General features: G+C 45.4%; 16 protein-coding genes. All 16 read left to right on the forward strand.

Annotation, left to right across the window (positions count from 1 at the left end; genetic code table 11):
- Positions 1 to 45 precede the first annotated feature (45 nt).
- The 16 genes from H615_RS0109185 (at position 46) to H615_RS21140 (ending at position 18,012) form a co-directional block, all read left to right on the forward strand.
- Positions 46 to 1,002 carry a hypothetical protein gene (locus H615_RS0109185; RefSeq protein ID WP_027954873.1) on the forward strand — a complete coding sequence of 319 codons (957 nt, stop codon included), beginning with the start codon at positions 46 to 48 and terminating at the stop codon, positions 1,000 to 1,002.
- A gap of 399 nt (positions 1,003 to 1,401) precedes the next feature.
- Entirely contained in the window at positions 1,402 to 2,058 is a 657-nt protein-coding gene (locus H615_RS0109190; protein WP_027954874.1) for a GntR family transcriptional regulator, read from the forward strand.
- A gap of 13 nt (positions 2,059 to 2,071) precedes the next feature.
- Entirely contained in the window at positions 2,072 to 3,421 is a 1,350-nt protein-coding gene (gene gabT, locus H615_RS0109195) for a 4-aminobutyrate--2-oxoglutarate transaminase (RefSeq protein ID WP_027954875.1), read from the forward strand.
- Between the two features lie 14 nt (positions 3,422 to 3,435).
- On the forward strand, positions 3,436 to 4,851 hold the full coding sequence (locus H615_RS0109200) for an NAD-dependent succinate-semialdehyde dehydrogenase (protein WP_027954876.1): 1,416 nt from the start codon (positions 3,436 to 3,438) through the stop codon (positions 4,849 to 4,851).
- 22 nt (positions 4,852 to 4,873) lie between these two features.
- A complete protein-coding gene (gene speB / locus H615_RS0109205; RefSeq protein WP_027954877.1) occupies positions 4,874 to 5,836 on the forward strand; it encodes an agmatinase in 963 nt (320 codons plus the stop codon).
- 30 nt (positions 5,837 to 5,866) lie between these two features.
- Positions 5,867 to 7,255, forward strand: a complete 1,389-nt coding sequence (locus tag H615_RS0109210) for a YjiH family protein (protein ID WP_156896468.1) — start codon at positions 5,867 to 5,869, stop codon at positions 7,253 to 7,255.
- 307 nt (positions 7,256 to 7,562) lie between these two features.
- A complete protein-coding gene (locus H615_RS0109215; RefSeq protein WP_027954879.1) occupies positions 7,563 to 8,312 on the forward strand; it encodes a DeoR/GlpR family DNA-binding transcription regulator in 750 nt (249 codons plus the stop codon).
- 17 nt (positions 8,313 to 8,329) lie between these two features.
- A complete protein-coding gene (locus H615_RS0109220) occupies positions 8,330 to 9,625 on the forward strand; it encodes a four-carbon acid sugar kinase family protein (RefSeq protein ID WP_027954880.1) in 1,296 nt (431 codons plus the stop codon).
- A 13-nt stretch (positions 9,626 to 9,638) separates the two neighbouring features.
- On the forward strand, positions 9,639 to 10,646 hold the full coding sequence (gene pdxA, locus H615_RS0109225; protein WP_027954881.1) for a 4-hydroxythreonine-4-phosphate dehydrogenase PdxA: 1,008 nt from the start codon (positions 9,639 to 9,641) through the stop codon (positions 10,644 to 10,646).
- A gap of 192 nt (positions 10,647 to 10,838) precedes the next feature.
- Positions 10,839 to 12,212, forward strand: coding sequence for a GntP family permease (locus H615_RS0109230; protein ID WP_027954882.1), 1,374 nt, complete (start codon positions 10,839 to 10,841; stop codon positions 12,210 to 12,212).
- Between the two features lie 340 nt (positions 12,213 to 12,552).
- Complete coding sequence (locus H615_RS0109235; RefSeq protein WP_027954883.1) at positions 12,553 to 13,257, forward strand: alpha/beta hydrolase; 705 nt, start codon at positions 12,553 to 12,555, stop codon at positions 13,255 to 13,257.
- A 13-nt stretch (positions 13,258 to 13,270) separates the two neighbouring features.
- Entirely contained in the window at positions 13,271 to 14,572 is a 1,302-nt protein-coding gene (locus H615_RS0109240; RefSeq protein ID WP_156896469.1) for an ABC transporter substrate-binding protein, read from the forward strand.
- Between the two features lie 96 nt (positions 14,573 to 14,668).
- Positions 14,669 to 15,409: an N-acetylmannosamine-6-phosphate 2-epimerase gene (locus tag H615_RS21135; protein ID WP_051254674.1), complete on the forward strand. Its 741-nt coding sequence runs from the start codon at positions 14,669 to 14,671 to the stop codon at positions 15,407 to 15,409.
- Positions 15,363 to 16,205, forward strand: a complete 843-nt coding sequence (locus tag H615_RS0109250) for a MurR/RpiR family transcriptional regulator (RefSeq protein ID WP_035531773.1) — start codon at positions 15,363 to 15,365, stop codon at positions 16,203 to 16,205. Before H615_RS21135 ends, H615_RS0109250 begins: the two co-directional genes overlap by 47 nt.
- 21 nt (positions 16,206 to 16,226) lie before the next feature.
- A complete protein-coding gene (locus H615_RS0109255) occupies positions 16,227 to 17,147 on the forward strand; it encodes an ROK family protein (protein WP_035531776.1) in 921 nt (306 codons plus the stop codon).
- Positions 17,134 to 18,012: a carbohydrate ABC transporter permease gene (locus H615_RS21140; RefSeq protein WP_035531779.1), complete on the forward strand. Its 879-nt coding sequence runs from the start codon at positions 17,134 to 17,136 to the stop codon at positions 18,010 to 18,012. The genes H615_RS0109255 and H615_RS21140 overlap by 14 nt, the downstream gene beginning before the upstream one ends.
- The last annotated feature ends 7 nt before the right edge of the window (positions 18,013 to 18,019 follow it).

An 18,019-nucleotide genomic window follows, 5' to 3' on the forward strand; every position in this document is an offset into this window, starting at 1 on the left:
TCGTTTCTTAAGACGCAGGTGTATGTAAAATACAGGAGGGTCTTAATGGAAAAATTATCTGAGAGAATAGGTTGGTTGACAGGTTTATGCGCAATGGCTGTGGTTTTCGTATTTCTTCCCGGAAGCATCTCAGCAGAAACAGCATCCGGCAAAGACAAAGCGATGTGGGCGTGGTTTCCGAATGAGGATATTAATACGGAAGAATCCAGGGAAGAGATGGTTTCCTTTGCGGAAGAAAAAGGTGTTAACATGATTTACTTGAACATTGGCGCAAGAGAGGATCTGCCCTATATCCAAAAGCACCCTGAACATTACCAAGCGTTTATCCAGCTTGCCCATGCCAATGGAATTGAAGTCCATGCTTTGGATGGAGCGGCGGAATGGGCATTAGCTGAAAATAGACATGTCCCCTTATCCCGTTTGTTCAGTGTACTTTGTTACAACCAGACCGCCGGAGGAGACGAGAAATTTGATGGCATCCAGTTTGATATTGAACCTTATTTACTTGACGAGTGGGATACAGATGAAAGAACACAAGTCATCGATCAATACTTGAAAGGGCTGCATGTGATCGACTCTATCGTGCAGTTCCCTAAAATGAAAAGTGATTTTGAGTTCATGGTTGCTATGCCGTTCTGGTTTGATGGAGAAAAATATGAAACCACGTATAAAGGCGTAACCAAGCCTCTTTCAGATCATGTCATGGATACCGTGACTGATGGGGTGGCGATCATGGCCTACCGGGATTTTGCAGAAGGAAAAGATTCCATATCGTATCATACCGAGCACGAAATCCAATATGCCAATCAGATTGGCAGCAAGATCGTAATGGGAGTAGAAACACAATATTTGGAGCCTTATGAGAAGGTGTCCTTCTTTGAAGAAGGGGAAGATTATATGAATGACCAGCTGAACATACTAGATGAACTCTATGAGAATGAACCTTCTTATGCCGGTCAGGCGATTCATAAATATCAAAGCTACCAGACGATGAAGCCATAACCTTGTGATAAGAGTTATAAATTCTGTTTAGAAAAGCGCAACTCCTCATCGCAATATAAAACCAAAGGCATTGTCACAAATTGAGAAAATCGATACGGCTGTTCTATTTGGCAGCCGTGCGCTGGGGATGATGAGTGGAAGGATTTGATTACGGCATTATTGAAGCAGTTCCCTTTTCGGGACTTGCTTGTGATAATGCCTCTTTTTTTCTGTATTCGGGCCTTTGTGTAAGCTTAATTTCACAGGCTCTCTTATGTCTTTCAGCATGCTGTAAGCATCAGACTTAAAATCTAATCACATAAAAATTCAGAATAATTGTAGAAATCAGAAAACGTTTGTTGTAGACTAATTGTATATAGAAATTGTATACAATCTTTAAACACAATGGTGGTAGGCGAAATGAATAAAAGGAAAAACGAAGAAATTGCGTACGAAAAAATCAAACGGGCCATTATGCTGAAGCGCCTGGTGGCAGGACAGCGAGTAACGGAAGACTGGGTAAGTAACGAGCTCGAAATGAGCCGCACCCCCATCCGTGCGGCATTCACCAAACTCGAAAATGAGGGATTGATTGAACTTGTTCCACATAGAGGAGCTTTTGTCTGCAGTCCCTCGGATAAAGAGCTCGAAGATGTGTTTAATCTTCGAATTGTTCTTGAAAGCTATGCGGCAGAGCTGGCTGTTCATCAGATGACCAGTGAACATTTTCAACAAATGGACCGGCTGCTAGACGAAGAAGTAAAGGCTTATGAGGACAAAGATTACGAGGAATTTCTCCGTATCAACGCCCTCATTCACGCGTACCCGGCACAAGTGGCGGGGAACAGATTTCTTCTTCAGGAAATCCAAAGGCTGAACCAATGGTCTGACTGTTATTTGATTCTAAGAGACAACTTTTATACAACAGCGATGGATGAGGTTCTCTCCGTGCCGGAGCATTTGGAGGTTGTGAAAGCGCTGAAGAAACGCGATGTGGCCGCTTCTAAGAAAGCGATTGAAGCCCATATGCTGTCCACGCTGACGGATCTCGCGGAACGAACATCCATTTTCAATTGAAGGGGGAAAAATAATGACAACACACGCGTCCATTCAAACACAGCTTCCAGGCCCTAAGGCAAGTGAGCTTTTAGAAAGGCGTCACAATATCGTACCGAATGCTGTCAGTTATGGCATCCCGACGTTTGCGGCAAAAGCAGAGGGAGCGAAGGTGACCGATGTGGATGGCAATACGTTCATCGACTTCGCCGGTGCGATTGGGACGATCAACGTCGGGCACTGTCATCCAACCGTGAAGGCAGCTCTCCATGATCAGGTTGACCAGTATATCCACACAGGCTTTAACGTGATGATGTATGAACCGTATATTGAACTGGCTGAGAAGCTGGCGGCTCTTGCCCCGGGCTCACATGATAAAAAAGTGCTCCTGCAGAACAGCGGTGCAGAAGCAGTGGAGAATGCCGTGAAAATTGCACGAAAACATACAGGTAGACAGGCCGTCGTTACGTTTGAAAATGGCTTCCATGGCCGGACGTTAATGACGATGTCGATGACGAGTAAGGTGAAGCCTTATAAGTTCGGCTTCGGACCTTTTGCTCCGGAAGTGTATAAGGCACCATTCCCGTATCCATACCGGAAACCGGAAGGGATGACGGAGGAAGAATACAACTTGTTCATGATCGAAGAATTCAAGAAATTCCTTCTCACAGAAGTCGCACCTGAATCTATCGCAGCCGTCGTTATGGAGCCGGTGCAGGGAGAAGGTGGCTTCATCGTTCCTGAAAAGAGCTTTGTACAGGCGGTTAAAGGGTTGTGCGAGGAACACGGCATTCTTTTTGTTGCTGACGAGATTCAGACAGGATTTGGCCGGACAGGAAAGTATTTTGCGATTGATCACTATGACGTGACGCCGGATTTGATTACCGTATCCAAATCACTAGGAGCCGGAACACCGATCAGCGGGGTCATCGGACGAAGTGAAGTGATGGATGCAGCCGGTGCTGGTGAGCTCGGTGGTACATACAGCGGGAATCCATTAGGCTGCCGTGCGGCTATTGCGGCAATTGAAGTCATTGAAAATGAGGGATTGAATGAGCGGGCCGTTCATATCGGAAATGTCGTCAAAGACAGGTTCCATCAGTTATCCGAAGATCTCGATTGTATCGGTGAAATTCGTGGCCTCGGAGCCATGGTGGCTGTAGAGATCGTAGAAGACAGGGATACGAAGGCACCGGACAAGCTGTTGACTCAGAAAATTATTTCCGAAGCCCAGCATGCAGGACTTCTTGTCTTAGGAGCAGGTTTGTACGGGAATGTCATCCGCTTCCTGATGCCGCTTGTCATTACAGATGAAGAATTAGACGAAGGATTATCCATTTTAGAAACAGCAATCAAGAACTGCTCGACACCCCAGCATGTGTAAAAAGGAGGCTGACTATGAATATCGTAATTGACGGAGAACAGATACAGACAGACAAAACCTTCCCGGTCTATAATCCGATCAACGGAGAAATCGTTGCTTCTGTACCGGATGCCGGTGAGAAAGAAGCAAAGCAGGCGGTGGAAGCTGCCCATCGTTCCTATCAAGCTTGGAAAAAGACGACGGCGGATGAGCGCGCCGATTTTCTAACGAGATGGTTTCAATTGATAGAGGAGCACACCGATGAGCTCGCTGAAATCATGACAAAAGAGCAGGGCAAGCCGCTGAAGGAAGCCAAGGGCGAGATTGGGTACGCCAACAGTTATATCTCCTGGTATGCCGCTGAAGCAAAGCGAGTGTACGGACAGACCATCCCGGCCTCCAAGCCTGATAAGCGGATTCTCGTTCAAAAGCAGCCTGTCGGAGTGGTAGCGGCTATTACGCCGTGGAATTTTCCGGCGGCAATGATCACTCGGAAAGTCGCGCCCGCTATTGCAGCAGGGTGCTCAGTCCTTATTAAACCAGCAGAAGAAACGCCATTAACGGCGATCCGCTTAGTAGAATTGGCTATAGAAGCGGGGGCGCCTGCAGGGCTGATCAATGTTTTGACCGGTGATGCAGAAACGATCAGTGATGTGTGGCTTTCAGATGCCAGAGTAAGGAAGCTTTCGTTTACAGGATCCACAGAAGTCGGGAAGCTGCTTATGAAAAAATCTGCGGAAACGATGAAGCGGGTGTCCCTGGAACTCGGTGGGCAGGCTCCTTTTGTCGTGCTGGCGGATGCGGATCTTGATAAAGCGGTTGCAGGAGCGGTGGCCTCGAAGTTCAGAAATGCCGGGCAGACGTGCATCTGCTCTAATCGTTTCTTTGTTCATGAATCCATCGTTGATGCTTTTACCGACAAATTAAAAGCAGCTGTTGAAGCGCTTAAAGTCGGTGACGGCATGGATCCTGACACAGATATCGGCCCGCTTATCAACCAGGGGGCTTGCGATAAAGTGGCTCGACATATCGAAGATGCACGCTCCCGAGGGGCAGAAATTGTAACCGGTGGAGCGGACTCAACCTCTAAAGGAAGTCTTATCATGCCGCCGACGATTTTGAAAAACGTCGATGAGTCCATGATCTGCATGAAGGAGGAAACGTTCGGTCCCGTCGTACCAATCACATCATTCAGTGATGAGGAAGAGGCTGTACAACAAGCCAACAATACCCCGTTCGGTCTGGCTGCTTACCTTTTCACAGAAAATATGAGCAAAGCGTTAACCCTCTCGGAAGCGCTGGAATACGGAATTGTCGGTGTCAATGACGGATCCCCGTCCGCTGCTCAGGCACCTTTCGGAGGATTCAAGGAAAGTGGACTCGGTCGAGAAGGTGGTCCCCAGGGGATCGAGGAGTATCTGGAAACGAAATACATTTCATTAGGTCTTTAAATAATAAAAAGGGAGTTTTTTGATGTATAAACCGATTGATTCTTCATTGTCCCCACGCTTTTGCGGATTGAGCACATTTATGAGATTGGAAGCTGTGAAAACGGAAGAAAACGTTGATTTCGCTGTGCTCGGAGTTCCTTTTGATACGGCAGTTTCAAACCGGACAGGTCAAAGAGGCGGACCGCAGCATATCCGGAATTCATCCGTGCTGCTGCGCCCGTACAACCCTGATCAGGACATCAATATTTTTGACTATGCCTCTGGTGTCGATTATGGCGATATCGATGTGATCCCAGGCAACATCCACCGTACATACGACAACATCGTCGAAGGACTGGATCCTCTTCTTGAGAAATCGGTCACGCCGATCATTTTAGGCGGTGATCATTCGATTTCCCTTGGAAACCTGCGCGCCTTCCATAAAAAATACGGCAAGATGGCGTTTGTTCATTTTGACAGCCACGGCGATACGTGGGACAACTATTTTGGTGAAAAGTATATGCACGGGACACCATTCCGGAGAGCGGCGGAAGAAGGGCTGCTGGATATGGATCGTTCGATACAGATTGGTTTGCGCGGACCTCTTTACGGACCGGAAGACTATAAGGATGCGGAAGACCTCGGCTTTGAAGTCCTGCCGATGAAAAAGGTCCGCAAAATGGGCTATGAAAAAGTCATTGAGCGCATTCATGAAAAAATCGGGCCGGACCATCCGGTATTTGTCAGCTTCGACATCGATTTTGTGGACCCGGCTTATGCACCTGGAACAGGAACGCCTGAAGTCGCAGGGCCGACAAGCTTTGAAGCGCTGGAATGTGTGAGAGGCCTGCATGGGCTTAACCTTGTCGGATTCGATTTAGTGGAAGTGCTGCCGACGTACGATGCCGGTGATATCACGGCAGGTCTTGCTTCTGCGGTTGGCTTTGAAATGATCAGTCTCGTCGCGATGAAGAAAAGAGCAGAACAGAAGGCGTTGACCAGATAACCACGATTTCTAAACGAAGGGGGAATGCACATGCACACACCGGAAAAAGTAGAGCAATGGGAGGAAAAGCGAGCGTCGACGTTTACCAATAATGATTACATAAAATTTATCATTCCGTCCGTTTTTGGCGCCCTGCTTTTCTTAGTGCCCATCAATTACAATGGTAAAGTGACGATCGGTGTCGGAATTATGGCAGAAGCGCTTCAATCCATCTTTGAGCCATACCTGTATATATTCATGACTGTGATTCTAGCCCTGTCTGCTCTGGGGGCGGCTTATACAAAAGCCGCCAAACCCAGGTGGATCATGCAGTCGAACTTTCTACAGTCATTGTTTTATATCCATTCTTTCTGGTTGACCATCCGCACGATGGGGGCCTTATTCGCCATTTGTACGATATTCAAATGGGGCCCGAGCTGGCTGTATGCCGATATTACCGGCGGAACGGTCCTTTATTCCTTGATCCCCGTTCTGACGACATGGTTTTTGTTTGCCGGTTTACTGATGCCCTTAATGCTGGAGTTTGGCTTAATGGAATTCGTCGGCTCCATCTTCCGGAAAATCATGTACCCCCTTTTCAAATTGCCGGGACGCTCCTCCATCGATGCCTTCGCTTCGTGGATGGGAAGCGGAACAGTCGGGGTCCTCATTACCACAAAACAGTATGAAGAAGGCTTTTATACCAAACGAGAAGCAGCCGTCATCTCGACCACTTTCTCCGTTGCTTCCATCGCCTTCAGCTTAGTCGTTATTACCTTCATCGGACTTGAACACATGTTTGTCCAGTTTTATTTGACCACTGTAGTGGCCGGATTGGCAGCTGCAGTGATATGTCCACGTATCCCTCCTCTATCCAGGAAAAAAGATGAATACTATGAGCCCGTTGGAAAACAGATCAGTGAAGCGGTTCCTGAGAACACCTCCAATTTCCAGTGGGGATTGCAGAAAGCATTAGAAAAAGCGCAGAAAGTCACCGGTTTCAAACAAGTAGCCAGGCAGGGCGTTCAAAATGTCATCGATATCTGGTTCGGCCTGCTGCCCTTAGTGATGGCTCTAGGAACCCTCGCCTTGATATTAGCCGAATTCACACCTGTATTTACGTACTTGTCCTATCCATTCGTCGGTCTATTGAATCTCCTCCAAATCCCATCCGCCGTAGAGACCGCACCAGCGATGCTCGTCGGATTTGCGGACATGTTCCTTCCAGCTGTCGTCGGGAGCGGAATTGAAAGTGAGCTCTCCAGATTCGTCATTGCTGCTGTATCATTGACTCAGCTGATTTACATGTCTGAAGTCGGCATCCTGCTTATTAAATCGAAAATCCCGGTCGGTATTGTCGACCTTCTTGTGATTTTCCTGCAGCGGACGTTGATTACGCTGCCGATTATAGCTGTGATGGCACACGTGTTCTTTTTTTAAGATACTAGATGATTCATTGTAGTAGCAGAGGAAACGAATAAAAAGCGGGTCGATTTGTTGTTGATAACGAATCGGCCCGCTTTTTTCTTTTGATTATGGTAAATGAGAGGTTTAGTTCGATCCCATTGATTTATTTGATGGATAATTTTGTTAATGGACTTTAGAAGTTCATCACTAAAACAAACAAATTCAAACATTTCTTTAGATTAAACGAACAAAAAGTAACATTATTTGTTTATTTATGTTGATTTACCTTAATTGTAAGCGTATACTTAACACAAACGAACATTGGAAGAGGTTGAAGCACATGATACAAGCAGAAAGACGGTTTGAGATTTTGAAACATCTTCACACAGAAGGAGCGGTTTACATTGATCAATTATCCTCCCTGTTTGATGTGTCACCGATGACCATTCGAAGGGATCTTGCTTCGCTCGAAGAAGAAGGCAGACTCATTCGTTCCCATGGTGGCGCAGTTTTGCCGGAAACATTGACTCAAGAGATACCTTATCAAACGAAGCTGTCCAGTTATACAGCAGAGAAACAAGAAATAGCTAGAAAAGCAGTCGAACGTATTCCGGAGCATTCCAGAGTGTTATTAGACTCCGGAACAACCAACCTTGAAATCGCTAAGCTCTTAAGCAAAAGAGATGACCTTTTAATTGTGACCAACGATGCGAAAATATCTATGGAACTCCTCAATTCAGAATGCCAGGTCATATCAACAGGGGGAGAACTCCAGAGAGGTGTCGGTGCTTTCATCGGTGCCCATGTACAGGAATTTTTGAAACAGATTAAAGTGGATATCGTCTTTATCGGCGCAAATGCTGTTCATCCAACAGAGGGGATTTCGACTCCTACGCTAGAGAAATCGTACATCAAAAAGCAGATGCTCAAAAATGCGAGTGTCAAATGGGTCGTTGCAGATTACAGTAAATTCAACAAACGATCTTTTGCTCACGTATGTGACTTAGAAGAAATCAACGGTATTATCACAGATGGTCAAATAGATAGTAATACAGTCGAAGAATTACAGAAAGTAACCAACGTCTATTAAATGAAGGAGGGGTGAGGATGAACAATATTGTTGTGCTTTGTGACGACCTGACTGGAGCCAATGCAACAGGAGTAAAGCTAAATAAAAAAGGGTTCAAAACGGCAACCATCATTCATGGTCTGCCTGTTCTGGATGCTGGATACCAAGCGATCTGCCTGGACACTGACAGTCGCTATGCTTCAAAGGATCTGGCAAGAAGCAGGGTGAAAGCAGCCCTTGAGAAGAGTGAACGTGTTGGACAGGGAGGGATTTACAGTAAGCGAATCGATAGTACCTTGAGAGGAAACATCGGAACCGAAATGGAGACAATGCTTGAATTCCTCGGCGAGGATGCAGTAGCTGTAGTCGTCTCCTCCTTCCCGGATTCGGCGCGAACCACTATTGGAGGATTTTTATTGGTGGACAATATTCCTCTCCAACAAACAGATGTAGCAGCAGACCCCGTTAAGCCTTTAACTACGTCAAAGGTGGAGGAAATCATACGATGTCAGACGTCCCTGCCAATTACTTCCGTAGGTCTCGATATGGTCATGGGTGATCCGGCTGCATTAAAGAAAAAAATTGATGACGTAAAGCAACATTCGAAAGTCATTTGTTTCGACGCTGTTACCGATGAGCATATTGAGTCGATTGCGGAAGTTGTCAAAGACATCGACAGTCCTATTCTTGCCGTAGATCCGGGCCCATTCACCGCTGCCTATGCAAGTAAGAAGTTGAACCATGTCCGAACGAATGAAAAATATTTAATAACCATAGGCAGCGCCACTTCCCAAACCGGTCTTCAAATTGATTATTTCACGCAGAAAACAAATGTTAAACCGATACATGTGGATCCTGCTCGCCTGGCTACTTTTTCAGAAACTTGGGATCAGGAAGTAAATCGGATAGTCGATATAGCGGGGGAAAGAATTAGGGACAGCGATATTCTGCTCGTGACAACCTATCATCCGGGACAGAAGATGCTGAACCTTTCTCAAATAGCAGAAGAAGAAGGGACAACGGAAGAAGGACTCGCCAAGAGAATAACAGATGGTCTCGGCGTCATCAGCCGCCGGCTTTTGCAGAGCCATAGTGAATCATTTAAGGGCTGCTATTTAAGTGGTGGAGATGTAACTGCTTCTGTAGCCTCGATCACTAGAGCACATGGGATTGCCCTAAAAGACGAAATACTACCGCTTGCCGCCTATGGAAACTTTACAGGAGGCTATCTGGATGGCCTGCCGATAGTCACTAAGGGTGGGATGATTGGGGATAAGAAAGCTTTGTACACTTGTATGAACTATATGATTTCTTCTACAAAAAACTATAATTAAAGGATGATGAGTAATGAAAAATAACCAACCTGTCATAGTAATTCCAATTGGAGACCCTGCTGGTATCGGACCTGAAATTGTTATCAAATCCTTAGCAAAGCAGGAAATTTATGATGTATGTAATCCTGTTGTCATTGGTGATCAAGGCGTCCTGAAAGTAATCATGGAATCCATTAATACTCACCTGAACCTGAATGTTATCAAACAGACGTCAGAAGCACTTTTTGAAACCGGTACCATCGATCTGATGCATCTCGACAATGTCGACCTCGACAAGTATGAAATGGGGTCTGTTTCGGGGATGTGCGGGCGTGCTTCCTATGAGTATATTAAAGCAGCTCATGACTTAATTGAGTCTGGAGAAGCTGACGCCATCTGTACTCCTCCAATAAACAAGGAGTCCCTGCAAGCAGCAGAAGAAGTCCCTTATATTGATCATACAGCGATGCTGTCAGCGTTTACAAAGGCTGATGATCCGATGACGATGTTTGAAGTGAACGACTTGCGCATCTTTTTCCTTACCCGTCACGTTTCTCTCGCCGATTCCATTCCTATGATGACAAAGGGGCGGGTGGAAGATTACTTGATTCGTTGTAAGAAAGCTTTGGAGTTGTTGGGGATAGAAGAGCCAAAACTGGCGCTTGCCGGTTTAAATCCCCACTCTGGAGAAGGCGGACTGTTTGGGCGCGAAGAGATAGAAGAGCTGAAGCCCGGTTTAGAAGCAGCTCGTGAACAAGGAGTTGATGTGAATGGACCAGTTCCAGCAGACTCTGTTTTCCATCAGGCTGCAAACGGAAGATATGACGCTGTGCTTTCGTTATATCATGACCAAGGGCACATTGCTGCAAAAATGTACGACTTTGAACGGACTGTATCTGTGACAAACGGTCTCCCGTACTTGCGCACCTCTGTTGATCATGGGACGGCTTTTGATATTGCCGGTAAAGGAATAGCAAGTCCGGTCAGTATGGTGGAAGCTATTAAGGCTGCAGCGAAATACACACCATTTTTCAAAAAATAGATAATAAACATACATTCTCAAAAAGAGTCCCCTTGGTGCCGTTCATGTTCCGACCCTACCAAAGATCCAGAACTGACAGTCCAAGGGAGGACTCGCTTGTGATTATATATAAACAGAAGTTCATTAGCAAATGAAAGAAGCGTTCTATACATGGAATTCCCCTATTAAGGAACATAAAGGAGATGAATGAGAGTGGAAGCACCAGGTGGACAAATAATATTAGGTTTGGTTATTGGTATTGCTCTGCTTGTTTTCTTAGTTATGAAAACTAAAATACATGCCTTTATCGCATTGATTATTTCAGCCTCGATCATCGGTTTAGTAGCAGGTATGACTCCTCCCAATGTGGCAGATGCTATAACAGATGGCTTTGGGGGAACCCTTGGTTCAATCGGTATCGTCATCGGTTTTGGAGTCATGTTAGGGCGAGTCATGGAAGTCGCGGGTGCTTCAGAAAGGCTTGCCTATTCATTCGTAAAAATGTTAGGGAAACGACGAGAGGACTGGGCGATGGCGTTAACTGGTTACGTCGTTTCCATTCCTATTTTTGTGGATTCAGCATTTGTTATTTTAACGCCATTATTGAAAGCGATTTCAAAGAAAACCAGACGTTCTATCGTAACCTTGGGTGTCGCACTAGCCATCGGACTAGTAGTAACGCACTCGCTCGTTCCTCCTACTCCAGGACCGCTCGGAGTTGCAGGAATATTCGACGTCAGTGTGGGGCTCATGATTTTATGGGGGTTGATTTTCTCTATTCCACTGATCATCGTCGGTGTATTCTATGCAAAATGGATAGGTAAACGAATTCACCAGCTTCCGGACGAAGAGGGGTTAGGATGGATACGGCCGGAACAGCCGGCTGATACTTATGAAGAATTTATTAATCAGCAAGAGAACAAACGTCTGCCATCCTTATTCATGTCTATGGCTCCAATCTTAATACCGATTTTATTGATTTTTGCAAACACAGTCGTCTCTGCGCAGGAATTAACAGAAGGGATCTTCGGCTATATTCAATTCTTCGGGAACCCTGTTATTGCTGTCGGTATCGGTTTGGTTTTTGCGATTTATACTTTGACGACGAGGTTAAGCCGTACAGATTCTCTTGACCGAATGGAAGAGGGGATTAAATCTGCAGGTATTATTTTACTTGTCACAGGTGCTGGTGGCGCTCTGGGAAACGTTCTTCGTGAAAGTGGATCAGGGGACTATGTTGCTGAATTGATTGTAAACATGTCCGTGCCGCTCGTTCTTCTGCCGTTCTTTGTTTCTAGCTTTGTACGACTAGTTCAAGGAAGTGGAACAGTGGCAATGATTACGGCGGCTTCCATCACCGCTCCTATATTAGCGGGAGTGGATGGAGTGTACATGCCCCTTGCAGCAATAGGAGCAACAACAGGGTCACTATTGTTCTCTTATTTTAATGATAGTTTTTACTGGGTTGTGAACCGTATGCTTGGTATTAAGAATGCGAAAGAACAAATAATGGTATGGTCAATTCCAACTACTCTGGCATGGCTGACGGCTTTTGTTATGTTGGTTTTAGTTTCATTCTTTGTATAGTACCTTTTAAGTGTCGAATATAAATAGTCTCAAGTATTAAAGGGACCGGACGCTGTGTTTTATCCTCCAACATAGCGTCCGGTTTTTTTTGACTTGAAACACTTAGTTATCCAAATATCACACGGGGGATAAAGCTGGGGTTGTGTAAATGCTGCTGAAGGGTTCTGCTTGTCAAAGACAATGTATAGAGAGATGCTCGCCTCATGAATAGTTGTTTATTTTTCTGAAAAATGGAGGATTACTCCTTTTTTATTAAATAATATAAAGAATATCTTCACAAAAACACAAAGCTGTGCTAAGGTTAGTTTATGAAAGGGCTTACATAAGCGGGGAGGTCATGATGGTAAGGAGCTTCATCTCAAATCATTCAATAGAGAGCGTTTTTCTGAAAAAAACAGTCACGTACAGATTGCTGAAATCAGGGGAAGCCCCAGGTGATTGTGTCGACCTTCTTATAGTTCATGATGGAGACGATTATTTAAAACTTGGGATGCTGAAAGAACAGTTTGAGAATGATTTACAGAAAGGACTGGGGAGAAACACTTGCTTCATCCTTTTACCACCAGGCACCTCCATAGATCGTTGGCATTATTACCATTCTGAAGGCAGAGATGTCCAGGCATTCCAACAGTTTATTTATGAAGAGCTGTTGCCGGAACTCAGGGAGACTTTCAAAATCAGAAAGCTCGGTATGCTGGGGGATTCACTAGCAGGAGCAGTAAGCTTGCGACTTGCCCTGCATGATCCGAATCAATGGACCCATATCCTTCTTCAATCTGCGGCTTTTTCTGAAAAGGATATAAAAGGTGGAGCAAATCTCCATAAAATCCTCCCTTGGACGATCTATCAATCGGTAGGGACAGGAGAAGATGACTTTGTTTCACCCATTACGAATGAATATCTCTACATACTTACAAGAAACCGACAACTAAAAACGAGTATTCAAACAGCACAACATATTTATGTCGAGAGCGATCATGGTCACTTATGGGAATGTTGGCGGGAAGATCTATCCTCCGCCGTTAACATATTTTATACAAAATAAGGAGATGAGGGGTTTGAAGAAGTTTTCATTTTTGTTGGTGATTACCTTTTCTTTCATGCTGGTTCTAGCTGCTTGTTCAGGATCAAGTGAAGAAGGGTCGGCGGAAGGAGAGGATTCTTCCGATTCCGGAGAAACTTCGGAAATTGAGTTCTGGACGATGCAGTTGAAACCGACCTTTACAGAGTACATTGAGGGAGTCATTGCAGACTTTGAGGAGGAAAATCCTGATATCAAGGTTAAGTGGGTGGATGTACCTTGGGGTGACATGGAGAAGAAGATTCTATCCGCTGTATCTTCTGAAACCGCACCGGATGTGGTGAACTTGAACCCGCAATTCGCCTCTCAATTAGCAGAACTCGATGCGCTTGTGAATATGGATGAAGCGGTTTCTGATGAAAAGAAACAGGAGTATTTTGAAGGCATTTGGAAGTCGAACTCCTTCGGTGGTCAAACGTTTGGAATTCCGTGGTATTTATCCTCCCAGGTTAGTATGTACAACAACAATATCCTGGAAGAAGCGGGGATGACTGGCGATGATGTCCCTACGAAATATGCAGATGTACTGGAATTTTCGAAGACAACTAAAGAGAAAACAGGGCAGTATGCTTTCTTTCCATCCATCGATGGAAGCCATTTACTAGAAACGATGGTTACCATGGGTGTTGAACTGACGAATGAAGATATGACAAAAGCGACCTTCAACACAGACAAAGGAAAAGAAGCGTTCCAATTTTTTGTTGATATGTATGAAAATGAATTGATTCCACGTGAAGTGCTGACAGAAGGGCACGGGAAAGCGGTCGATATGTATCAAGCAGGACAGCTGGCTGTTCTATCCTCCGGCCCACAATTCTTAAATACAGTGAATGAGAATGCGCCTGATATTTATGAAGCTACCGATGTAGCTCCTATTATTACGGGGGAAACGGGATTGATGAATGTTGCCGCGATGAACCTGGTGGTACCGAAACAAAGTGAAAAGCAAGAGGCGGCTGTTACGTTCTCCCTTTTCATGACGAATGCTGAGAACCAAGTGGAATTTGATAAAATTGTACCTATTCTTCCATCCATTGAGACAGCTCTGGATGACCCATACTTCAATGAACTTCCAGAGAACCCTTCTCCAGAAGACGAAGCACGTATCATATCAGCAGAACAGCTGAAAGACTCCGAAGTCCTTGTTCCACCAATGAAGAATTACTCTGACCTTCAAAAAGCGATGACGGATGCTCTTCAAGCGGCGATGCTCGGTGAAAAGTCGATCGAAGATGCGCTGGCTGATGCTGAACAGAAGTGGAATGCAGCATTGCAATAAGTCATTCATTTAAAGAGAAGGAAGAGCCCACGGTCTCTTCCTTCTTTAATAATCGAATGATAGGAAAGTGAGGAGCTTATGGATGGTGGTGAAGGGATGAAAAAAGAGGATTTTTTTGAAAAGGTGGAAGGTCAGCTGATCGTCTCCTGTCAAGCGTTAGAGGATGAACCTCTTCATGGGTCACATCTAATGGCTAAAGTAGCTGCGGCAGCGGAACTTGGAGGAGCAGCGGGCATTCGTGCGAATGGCTATGACGATATAAAAGCAATCCAATCGGTCACAAAGCTTCCGATCATTGGTTTGGTCAAGCAAGATTATTCCGAGTGCGACATTTACATTACGCCTACAAGAAAAGAAGTCGATGAATTACTGAAAGCGGGCGTTGATGTCATTGCATTGGATGCGACAGGCCGGGAAAGGCCGGAGAAAGAGAGATTGGAAGAATTAATTCAGTACATTAAAGAAAAGAATACTCTCGTTATGGCCGATGTTTCAACAGTGGACGAAGGGGTGGAAGCAGAAAGAATCGGAGCGGATTGTATCGGCACAACCCTATCCGGCTACACAGACTATTCGCCTCAACTTACTCAACCGGACTTCAACCTGGTCCATCGGTTAGTGAAAAGAGTCAAGGTTCCTGTCCTCGCTGAAGGGCGGTATTGGAGTCCGGATGAAGTGGTCCATGCGCTTGGACTTGGAGCCCATGCCGTTGTGGTCGGTTCAGCAATCACCAGGCCGCAAGTGATTACGAAACGTTTTACAGATCAAATGAAGAAAGCAGGTGTTCAACATGACGCAAAAGTTGTTGGAGGGGAATTTACTAAGCGTAATCCGTAGCTACTACCCTTCTTTGACAAAGTCGGAGCAGAAAGTGGCGGACAAAGTGTTAGAGGATATCGAAAGTGTCCTCTATTGTTCGGTCACGGATCTAGCGGACAAATCAGGGGTAGGAGAGACGACTGCGTTACGTTTTTGCAGAAAACTGGGATTCAAAGGTTATCAGGAATTCAAGCTGACGCTGGCTAAAACCTTATCAAATGATGCAAAGGAAGACGAAGTCGTTGAGCAGGGGATGCAGTATGCGATAGCTAATAATACGAAGTCTGTGATCGATGAGACGTTGAAAATGGTTGATGAAGAGCTGCTACATTCCTGTATTTCAGCGATTGCCAAGGCGGACCATCTTCACTTTTATGGAGTAGGAACGTCGGGGCTGACGGCTCTTGACGCCAAAAACCGCCTGATCAGAATTGGAAAGCATAGCGATGCCATCATCGACCCACATATTCAGGCGATGGGGGCAGCTACCTTAGGAAAAGGGGATGTCGTTGTAGGAATAAGCTTATCCGGAAGTACGAAGGACACGTTGGATTCTTTGGAAATTGCAAAGAAGAATGGAGCTACGGTCATTGCCATCACCTATTACGCCCGGTCACCGATCACGCAGCTTGCGGATTATGTGCTCCTTAGTGGAGGAAAAGAGTCTCCTCTTGAAGGTGGCTCCCTGTCTGCGAAGATTTCCCAATTATTTATCATCGATTTATTGTGCACGGGACTTGCTTTAAATGATAAAGAGCGGTCACTGGAAATGAAAGAAAAGACGGCGAGATCTGTCATTAATAAAATTTACTAACGAGGCCGGAGGGTGATTGGGATGCATGTCATTGGGATCGATATCGGAGGTACAACGGTTAAAGGTGTCCTTCTTGATGAACAGATGGAATTGGTTCATAAGAGCACATCCCCGACGGATGCGAAGGCGGGTAGGGATGCTATTTTATCCAGTTTAAGTGGTGTGATCGGAACCCTGACAGAAGCAAGTGAAACACCTATACGAGGCATCGGGATAGGGAGCGCCGGCAGGATCAATGTGGGTACGGGAGTCGTCGAATATGCCACCGAAAATCTGCCGGGTTGGCATGGGTTCGCTTTGAAATCCTGGGTTGAAGAGAAATACAACCTCCCTGTAATCGTAGATAATGATGCAAATACGGCGTTGATTGGAGAATTGTATTTCAATCATCTACTCATTGAAACGCAGCATACCATCATGTTGACTCTTGGTACCGGGGTGGGCGGTGCGAACTATTTTTCCGGTCAGGTTGTTCGCGGTGCCCATCACCAGGGTGGTGAGTGGGGACACATGGTGCTCTACCCTGGAGGACGTCCGTGCAACTGCGGAAAATCCGGGTGTTTGGAGCAGTATATCTCTGGTTCTGCTTTACGAAAAGAAGCGGAAAAGGAGACGGGTAGAACTTTTCTTCAGGGGCGGGATGTTTTCAAGGCTGCCCAACAGGATGCACGAGTAAATAAGGTTGTGACGCAATTTATCAGCGATCTTGCTTTAGTCATTGAAAACATTTCTATAAGTCTTGATCCTGACCGAATCATCTTAGGTGGAGGGGTTACTGAGTCGAGAGACTATTGGTGGGAGGATATGCAGGACCTCTTAAACCAGAAAGGAGTGGAAACAGAAGTGACGCCCTCCCTGTATAGGAACCGTTCAGGGATGTATGGTGCAGCTCTTTTAGCATCACAGATGAGGAAGGAAGTGAAAAGTCATGAATCAACGTAAATTCACCCCGCTTTTATTTCTACTGCCAGGCTGTGCAATTCTGGGAGCATTTATTTTTTACCCCATGATTCAGGCGATTTGGTTAAGCTTTACCGATTACAATATGATTCAAAAGAATCCTGATTTCGTAGGATTGGCCAACTATAAAGAACTATTTGCAGATCCGTTGTTTTGGAAGGTGCTCGGCCAGACTCTTTTATACTTAGTCATTGTGGTTCCTGCGCTTGTCTTTCTGCCTATTTTCCTTGCTATTCTTGTCAATCAACAGCTGAAGGGAATCACCTTCTTCCGATCCATTTACTACCTTCCTGTTGTAACATCCATGGTTGTTGTTGGGATTGCGTGGAAATGGATGTATGCCGATCAAGGTGTCTTGAACTATGTACTGGATACGTTCGGTGTCATTGATGAACCTATCCACTGGCTGACTTCCACGTCGACTTCTTTGTTCGCGGTTATGGCGGTAACCGTCTGGAAGGGGATGGGCTATTATATGGTTATTTATTTAGCAGGGTTACAAGCCATACCTACCAACTTATATGAAGCGGCAGATATCGACGGAGCTAGTAAATTCCGCCAAATCCTTCATATAACCATTCCGTTATTGATGCCTTCCATCATGATTGTGACGATCATGTCTTCGATTTCCGCGATGAAAGTGTTTGAAGAAATCTACGTGATGACTCAGGGAGGGCCGTTAAACAGTTCGATGACTCTTGTGTATTATATTTATAATGAGGCTTTCGATAGCTTGCAGATGGGCTACGCCAGTGCTGCGGGAGTTATTCTGTTCATTGTTACACTCATGTTTTCCATTGTTAATATAGCTTTCATGAACCGTCGTGAACAGGCGATGAAAGGGTGATGAATGT

It is taken from the genome of Halobacillus kuroshimensis DSM 18393 (assembly GCF_000425705.1).
Lineage (GTDB): Bacteria > Bacillota > Bacilli > Bacillales > Halobacillaceae > Halobacillus > Halobacillus kuroshimensis.